Origin of the sequence: Pseudomonas sp. 39004, from assembly GCF_028682155.1 — a bacterium.
GTDB classification, from domain to species: Bacteria; Pseudomonadota; Gammaproteobacteria; order Pseudomonadales; family Pseudomonadaceae; genus Aquipseudomonas; species Aquipseudomonas capeferrum.
This window is the reverse complement of sequence record NZ_JANIAG010000216.1, coordinates 1-7,775: the sequence shown is the minus strand read 5'-3', so window position 1 is coordinate 7,775 and position 7,775 is coordinate 1. Positions and strand designations below refer to the sequence as shown.

General features: G+C 65.5%; 6 protein-coding genes. All 6 read left to right on the top strand.

All coding sequences use genetic code 11. The features are described from left to right. The first annotated feature begins 114 nt into the window (after nucleotides 1-114). The 6 genes from NP534_RS24200 to NP534_RS24175 all read left to right on the top strand — a co-directional run bounded on the left by NP534_RS24200 (nucleotide 115) and on the right by NP534_RS24175 (nucleotide 7,726). The gene (locus NP534_RS24200) at nucleotides 115-2,358 is read left to right on the top strand and encodes a TonB-dependent receptor (protein ID WP_274100382.1); all 2,244 of its coding nucleotides are present in this window, start codon (nucleotides 115-117) and stop codon (nucleotides 2,356-2,358) included. A gap of 71 nt (nucleotides 2,359-2,429) precedes the next feature. Next, on the top strand, nucleotides 2,430-4,877 hold the full coding sequence (locus NP534_RS24195) for a TonB-dependent receptor plug domain-containing protein (RefSeq protein WP_274100381.1): 2,448 nt from the start codon (nucleotides 2,430-2,432) through the stop codon (nucleotides 4,875-4,877). 179 nt (nucleotides 4,878-5,056) lie between these two features. Further along, complete coding sequence (locus NP534_RS24190) at nucleotides 5,057-5,809, top strand: ABC transporter permease (protein ID WP_274100380.1); 753 nt, start codon at nucleotides 5,057-5,059, stop codon at nucleotides 5,807-5,809. Between the two features lie 10 nt (nucleotides 5,810-5,819). Then, the gene (locus tag NP534_RS24185) at nucleotides 5,820-6,575 is read left to right on the top strand and encodes an ABC transporter permease (RefSeq protein ID WP_047582033.1); all 756 of its coding nucleotides are present in this window, start codon (nucleotides 5,820-5,822) and stop codon (nucleotides 6,573-6,575) included. An 11-nt stretch (nucleotides 6,576-6,586) separates the two neighbouring features. Further along, nucleotides 6,587-7,372 (top strand): ABC transporter ATP-binding protein, encoded by a 786-nt coding sequence (locus NP534_RS24180; RefSeq protein ID WP_274100379.1) that lies wholly within the window; start codon nucleotides 6,587-6,589, stop codon nucleotides 7,370-7,372. 57 nt (nucleotides 7,373-7,429) lie between these two features. Then, nucleotides 7,430-7,726 carry a chorismate mutase gene (locus NP534_RS24175; RefSeq protein WP_186661321.1) on the top strand — a complete coding sequence of 99 codons (297 nt, stop codon included), beginning with the start codon at nucleotides 7,430-7,432 and terminating at the stop codon, nucleotides 7,724-7,726. Nucleotides 7,727-7,775: the final 49 nt, after the last annotated feature.

Sequence of the window (7,775 nt, the reverse complement as noted above, 5' to 3'; positions counted from 1 at the left end):
GTCCGATCTCTACAAATAAAATCAAATAGCCCTTATTAATCAATAGCTTATCAACCTGGCACAGTCCCTGCTCTAGCTCTCCCCAACAACGCTTTACATACGGGGAGATTCACCATGCACCAGCGCCATCCACTAGCCCGCCAGATCAGCCTTGCACTGCTGCTGGCCGGCACCGGCGGCCAAGCCGTCGCCGCCGGCGAAGACACCAAGGCCGAGCCAGCCCTGGAAACCGTCACCGTCACCGCCCAGCATCGCGAGCAGACCCTGCAGGAAGTGCCCGTCGCCGTGTCGGCGATCAAGGGCACCAGCATCACCGCCGATGGCGTGCGCTCGATGGGCGACATCACCACCTTCGTGCCCAACGCCTCGGCCAAGAACCCCGACGGCGATGGCCGCCCGCGCTGGTACATCCGCGGCCTGGGCACCGGTGATACCGGTGCGGCGACGGTCTTCCCGGTGGGCATCTACGCCGACGACGTCTACCTCAATGCACCGATCGCCGGGGGCGGCCCACTGTTCGACCTTGAGCGCATCGAGATCCTGCGCGGGCCGCAGGGCACCTTGTATGGCAAGAACACCACCGCCGGTGCGGTCAATGTCATCTCGAAAAAGCCGGCCTTCGACACCGACGGCTACGGCACCCTCGGCTTCGGCAGCAAGAACGAGCGCATCGTCACCGGTGCCATCGGTGGCGCGCTGGTGGACGAAAAGCTGGCCGGGCGGGTATCGCTGTATTCCGAAGAACGCGATGGCTTCCAGAACAACGATTTCGACGGCAACACCTACGGCGACGTGAACAAAAAGGCGATCCGCCTGCAGTTCCTGGCCCAGCTCAACCCCGACCTGGACGCCCTGCTCAAGCTGCACAGCCGCCAGTTCAAGGGCGACGGCAGCAACGGCTCGCTGCCGGTGGGCCGTTATTACAACGTCGGCTACGAGCGCCCCAATGGCCGCGATATCTCGCTCAACGTCAACGAGGACTACCGCCTCGACCACGACGGCGCGTCACTGACCTTCAACTGGTACCTGGGCGACTACACCCTGACCTCGATCAGTGCCTACGACTACATCCGCAACCGCTCCACCAGCGACGCCGACTACACCCCCTATGAAGTCAACGGCGCGGCAATCACTGACAACAGCTACCGCCAGTGGTCCCAGGAGCTGCGCCTGGCTTCGCCGGAAGACCGCCCGCTGCACTGGCTGGCGGGCGCCCACTACTTCCATGAAGACCTGGACAGCTCGGCCCAGCGCATCGTCACCCCAGGCCCGACGCCCAACGGCACCGGCTCGAACCAGGTCGGCACCACTGCGTTGCGCGACCTGGGCTATGACCACCGCACCGACAGCTACGCGCTGTTCGGCAACCTGACCTACGACTTCACCGATGATTTCAGCGTCACCGGCGGCCTGCGCTGGACCCAGGAGAAGAAGGACATCGACCTGGACCTGGTGCAACTGACCCGCGCCACGGCCAACGGCCCGCTGATCCCGCTGGGTGGCGTGGGCAGCAACGGCAACCGCCAGGAAGACAAGACCTGGGAAGCCTGGACCTACGACCTGACCCCCGAGTACCGCATCAACGACAACCTGCGGGTGTTCTTCCGCTACGCCCATGGCTTCCGCTCCGGCGGCTTCAACACCGGGCTGTCGACCAGCCTTGCGCAGTTGACCACGGTCGACCCGGAAGAGCTGGATGCCTACGAGCTTGGCCTGAAGTCCGAGTGGTTCGACCGCCGTCTGACGGTCAACGCCAACGTCTTCTACTACGACTACTCGGACATCCAGGTGAACCTGCTGACAGTCAACAATGGTGTACTCACCACCGCCTTGACCAACGGTGCCAAAGGTACGGTCAAAGGTGCCGAGCTTGAGATCGAAGGCCAACCGACCGACCGCCTGCACCTGCGCGCGGCGGTGTCGTTCCTCGACACCGAGTACACCGACTTCAAGAACACCAACCCCACCACGGGCGCGGTGACCGGTGACTACAGCGGCAACAGTTTCGTGCGCTCGCCACGCAACGTGGTGTCGCTGGGTGCCGACTACACCATCCCGCTGCAGGTCGGCGGCAAGCTGGTGGCCGGCGGCGACGTGAGTTTCCGCGACAAGGAATACTTCCTCGCCGACCGCCAGAGCAGCGCGGACGAGACCCTCAGCCAGCCGCACTACACCCTGGCCAACGCCCGCCTGACCTGGTTCAGCCCTGATGACAAGTTGAGCGTGAGCGGCTTCGTCAACAACCTCACCGACCGCCGCTACCAGGTGCATGGCCGGCCAAATGGCACTGCCGGGCAGTACGTGATCACCTACGGCGACCCGCGCACGGTCGGGCTGAGTGTCACCAGCCGGTTCTGATTTTTCTCACAAAGGGGCCGCTGCGCGGCCCATCGCGACGCAAGGCAACAACGCCTACTAAGGATATCCCCATGCCCCACTACACCCCCTTGGCCAGCGCCATCGCCCTGGCCATCGGCAGCCTTGCCGTGCCCGCATTCGCCGCCGAACCCGCCGCCAACCTCGACACCGTGGTCGTGGTCGGCACCCACCGCAGCGACGTCACTGCCCTGCAAAGCGCCGCGCCGGTCGACGTCCTCAGCGGCGAGAAACTGCAGGAAACCGGCGCCAGCGACCTGTCTGCCGCGCTCACCGCCTTGTCACCGTCGTTCAGCTTCCCGCAGTCGCCACAGGGCGCATTCGCCGGTTCCATCGCCCAGGGCGCCTCGTTGCGCGGCCTGGCCTCCGACCAGGTGCTGGTACTGGTCAACGGCAAACGCCGCCACACCAGCGCCAACGTCACCCGCCAAGGCCTGGTCAACGCCCGCGGTGCCGCAGCGGTGGACCTCAGCCTGATCCCGCTGTCAGCCATCGAACGGGTGGAGATCCTGCGCGATGGCGCTGCTGCCCAGTATGGTTCGGACGCCATCGCCGGGGTGATCAACATCGTGCTCAAGGAGCGCGATGACGGCGGCAACGCCGGCTACCGCTTCGGCGGCTACAACAAGGGCGACGGCCTGCAGCGCAAGCTCAGCGGCTGGAAAGGCTTTGCCCTGCCCAACGACGGCTTCCTGACCCTGGCCTTCGACGCCGGCAGCCAGGACCCGGCCAGCGATACCCGTGACGACAACCGCTTGTTCTACCCCGGCTCGACCAGCATCGACACCCCGCGCGAGCAGAACAACCGCTACCGCAACTGGCGCTGGGGCTCGGGCAACGTTTCCGACCAGTACAACTTCACCGCCAACGCCGAGATGGGCCTCACCGAGGGCCTCAGCGCCTACGGCTTCGCTACCTACGCGCACAAGAACACCGACGCCGAGAACTTCTTCGACCCGCCCACCACCCTGCGCAACAACTATGGCAGCGTGGCCCTGGCGCGCTACCCCGACGGCCGTCTGCCGGTGACCCGTTATGGCCTGGAAGACTACGCCGTCACCGGCGGCCTGCGCTTCGAAGACGAAACCCTGGGCCACTTCGACCTGGCGCTGAACTACGGCAATAACCGCGTCGACTCTACCGACCGCGACGCGATCAACCCCAGCTGGGGCAACGCCAGCCCATCGACCCTCTATACCGGCCGCCGCGAGGCCGACCAGACCAACCTGACCCTGGACTGGACCCGCGACTTCGCCAACGACTGGTTGTTCAAGCCACTGACCGTTTCGGCAGGGCTGGCCTGGCGCCAGGAAAACTACGACCTGACGGCAGGTGATGCAGCCGGCTGGTCCAACGGGCCGCTGTTCAACACCCTGGACCCAGTCACTGGCAGACGGATTCCGGGCTATTACTCAGGCATCACCCAGGTCGATGCCGTGTCGCTCGACCGCCGGGTGATCGGTGCTTACTTCGATGTCGAAGCCCAGTTGACCGAGAAATTCCAGGCTGGCGTCGCGGTGCGCAGCGAGCATTATTCGGACTTTGGCGACACCACCAACGGCAAGCTGTCGCTGCGCTATGACTTCACCCCGCAAATTGCTGCCAGGGCCAGCGCCAGCACCGGCTACCGCGCACCGTCGCTGGTGCAGAGCGGGCTGTCGTCGTTCAGTGTGCAGGTGGTCGAGCAGCCGCCGGGCAGTGGCAACTGGGTCGAGGTGCAACAACGCACCCTGCGCGCCGACAGCCCGGAGGCAGCGCTGCTGGGCGGCAAGTCGCTCAAGCCCGAGGAGTCCACCAACTTCTCCGTAGGCTTGGTCTGGCGCCCGCTGCCGAATGCCTCGGTCACGCTCGATGCCTACCGCATCGACATCGACAACCGCATCACCCTGTCCGACCAGTTGCCGGCCTCGGTAGTCGGCCCGATCTTCGCGGGTACGCCCTACGCCAACATCCAGAGCGCAGCGTTCTACAGCAACATCGCCGACACCCGCACCGACGGGTTCGAACTGGCCGGCCACTACCAACTGGACGTGGGCCGCTGGGGGCGCCTGGACTTCAATGGCGGCTATGCACGCAACAATACCCGCATCACCGGGCTGGACGATGTTGGCAGCATCCCCGGCAACCAGATCATCGGCCGCAACACCCAGGGCCTGATCGAGGACGGTACGCCCAAAGACAAGCTGACCTTGAGCGCCAACTGGCTGTACGACGGCTTGAGCGTCACCGTGGCGCAGCGACGCTATGGCGAGTGGCAGAGCCGCAACGCCGCCAACCCGACGCTGGACCAGACCTTCGGCGCGCAATGGGTGACCGACCTGGATGTGTCGTACCGCTTTGACCTGGGCCTGACCTTGTCGGCGGGCGCGATCAACCTGTTCGACAGCCACCCGGACAAGCTGGAAGGCGCGCAGCTGTATGGGGTGCCGAAGTATTCCATCACCAGCCCCGAGGGCGCGCAGGGGGCGTTCTACTACACAAGCGTCAGTTACGACTTCTGATCCTCGTGGGCGCGGGTTCACCCGCGAAGACCCCCTGTTGCTGGCAGCCTGCTGCTGGAGCAGCAGCCCTGTGCTGCTCCAGCATCACCCCTTCGGCAGCCGCCGTATTTCCGGGCCCCCGCCGCCTGGCACAGCTCTTGCGATAGCCCTTCCATCGTCTGCTCCCCCCAAGGCCTGCCATGCGCTTGCTCTCGCCCCTCTCCTGGTTGATTTCCCCCGTGGCCCTGCTCGCCCTCTGGGCCCTGCTGGCCAACGCCGGGCTGTTCCCTGCCAACCTGCTGATCCCGCCGCTGGAGGTCTGGCACAGCTTCACCGACCTGCTGGCCACCGGCGAACTGCAGGAGCACCTCACCGGCAGCCTCTCGCGGCTGGCGTTGGGCTTTGGCGTCGGTGCGCTGGCGGGCCTGGCATTCGGCACCGCCCTGGCCTTGTCAAAAACCGTGGAGGCCTACTGTGCGCCGCTGTTTCACACCCTCCGGCAAATCCCCAGTATCGCCCTGATCCCGATGTTCGTGCTGCTGTTCGGCGTCGATGAAACCTTCAAGATCGTCATCGTCGCCAAGACTGCGTTCTTCCCCGTGGCCCTGGCTACCTGTGAAGGGGTGCGCGCCATCCCGCGCAGCCACTTTGAAGTCGCGGCGGTGTACCGCCTGCGCTGGACCACGCTGGTCGGCCTTATCGCCCTGCCCGCTGCCGTGCCCGCGATCGTCACCGGCGTGCGCGTGGCCCTGACCCGCGCCTGGGTGGTGCTGGTGGCGTGCGAGCTGCTGGCTGCAGACAGTGGGCTGGGACAGATGATCGAAATGGGCCGGCAGATGCTGCGTATCGATGTGGTGATGGTCGGGGTGGTGATCACCGGGGTGATTGGTTTCACCCTGGACTTCGGCCTGCGTCGCGTCGAGCGACGGTTTACCCGCTGGCAGAGCCGCTAAGGAGTTGCTGATGAACCTGAAGAGTCTTCGTGGCCTGGTGCTGCCATTGCTGCTGCTCGGCGCGTGGGAGTATGCCTCGCGCCAGGACGCCGCTGGCGCCTATGCCTTTGTGCCGCTGGCCCAGGTGGGTGCGGCCTGGGTCGAGTTGCTGGGCAGCGGCGAGCTGCTGGTCAACCTGTGGGCGAGCCTGCTGCGCACCTGCACAGGCCTGGCGCTGGGCATTGTCGGTGGCATCGGCTTGGGGGCGCTGATGGCCCTGTCGGCACCGGCCAACCGCCTGATCGCGCCGCTGTTCCACGCCCTGCGCCAGGTACCGATGCTGGGCTGGATCCCGTTGATCGCCTTGTGCTTTGGCAACGGCGAAAGTGCCAAGCTGCTCATCGTCAGCCTGGCGGCGTTGTACCCGATGGTGCTCAACACCTTCGAAAGCCTGCGCCAGGTCGAGGGCCAGCATCGCGAAGCCGCCCGGGTGCTGATGCTCAGCCGCGCACAGCAGTTGCGCCTGATCCTGTTGCCCGCCGCCTTGCCGGGCATCGCCGCCGGCGTCTTGCAGGCGCTGGCGTTCGCCTGGGTGACCTCGGTGGGCAGCGAGCTGTTCCTGTCCTCGGGGGCAGGCCTTGGCAGCCTGATGATGAACGCCGAGGCCGGCGCACGCATGGAGATCATTGTGGTCTGCGTGCTGTGCATCGGCCTGTGCGGCTACCTGATGTCCTGGCTCTGCACCCTCCTCTCCCGCCGCCTGCTGCGCTGGCGCCCGACCCGTTGAAAGGCCCGACCATGAACGCCATCGCCCACGTTTTACCCACCACCGCCACCCACGGCGCACTGAACATTCGCGGCCTGAGCAAAAGCTACGCGCTCAAGGGCAAGCCGATGCAGGTGCTCAAGGACATCGAGCTGAACATCCAGCCCGGCGAATTCGTCAGCATTGTCGGCGCCAGTGGCTGTGGCAAGTCCACCTTGCTGCGGCTGATCGTCGGCCTCGACCAGGCCTACCAGGGGCAGATCCTGCTCGACCAGCAGCCCGTGCACGGGCCGGGCCTGGAACGCGGCATCGTGTTCCAGGACCACCGCCTGTTCCCGTGGATGACCCTGCAGCAGAACATCGCCCTGGCCTTGAAGAACCACACCATGCCGACGACCCACAAGGGCCGCCTGGTAGCTGAGCACATCGCCCTGGTGGGCTTGAGCGGTTACGAACAGGCCTACCCGCACCAGCTATCCGGCGGCATGGCCCAGCGCGCGGCCATTGCCCGGGCGCTGGTGAACAAACCCAAGGTGCTGCTGCTGGACGAGCCGCTGGGCGCTCTGGATGCCCTGACCCGGGTAAGGTTGCAGCAAGAGTTGCAACGCATCTGGGTGCAGGAGCGCTGCACCGTGATCATGGTCACCCATGACATCGAGGAAGCGCTGTACCTGGGCGACCGGGTGATCGTGATGGATGCCCACCCGGGCAGAATCCGAGAGGACCTGCGCATCGACCTGCCGCACCCGCGCGAACGTGACAGTGCCGTGTTGCAGGCTTACAAGCAGCGGCTGCTGGGTGAGCTGGTGGGGCATTGAGCTGCATTCGAGAGTGCGTGTGGTACTGTGCTGTGACACCCTCAAGGAGCCCCCCACATGGACGTACGCTGCACCTCGATCGAGGACGTTCGCTCGCGCATCGATCACATCGACCAGAACCTGGTCGCACTGCTTGCCCAACGCGGTCAACTGGTCGCCCAGGCGGCGACTTTCAAGAAGACCCGCGACGATGTGCGCGCACCGGCGCGGGTCGAGCAGGTGATTGCCAAAGTGCGTGCCATTGCCGGTGATACCGGGGCATCGCCCGAGGTGGTGGAACGGGTGTACCGGGCGATGATTGCGGCGTTCATCGATGAAGAGCTGAGACTGCATGCCGCGTTAGACCGGGAGTAAGTTGGGGCCGCTTTGCGGCCCATCGCGACACAAGGCCGCTCCTACAGGA

What these genes read in the sequence shown, in the direction of transcription:
- NP534_RS24175 (WP_186661321.1), top strand. Translation starts at nt 7,430, where the DNA reads ATGGACGTACGCTGCACCTCGATCGAGGACGTTCGCTCGCGCATCGAT.
- NP534_RS24185 (WP_047582033.1), top strand. Translation starts at nt 5,820, where the DNA reads ATGAACCTGAAGAGTCTTCGTGGCCTGGTGCTGCCATTGCTGCTGCTC.
- NP534_RS24180 (WP_274100379.1), top strand. Translation starts at nt 6,587, where the DNA reads ATGAACGCCATCGCCCACGTTTTACCCACCACCGCCACCCACGGCGCA.
- NP534_RS24195 (WP_274100381.1), top strand. Translation starts at nt 2,430, where the DNA reads ATGCCCCACTACACCCCCTTGGCCAGCGCCATCGCCCTGGCCATCGGC.
- NP534_RS24200 (WP_274100382.1), top strand. Translation starts at nt 115, where the DNA reads ATGCACCAGCGCCATCCACTAGCCCGCCAGATCAGCCTTGCACTGCTG.
- NP534_RS24190 (WP_274100380.1), top strand. Translation starts at nt 5,057, where the DNA reads ATGCGCTTGCTCTCGCCCCTCTCCTGGTTGATTTCCCCCGTGGCCCTG.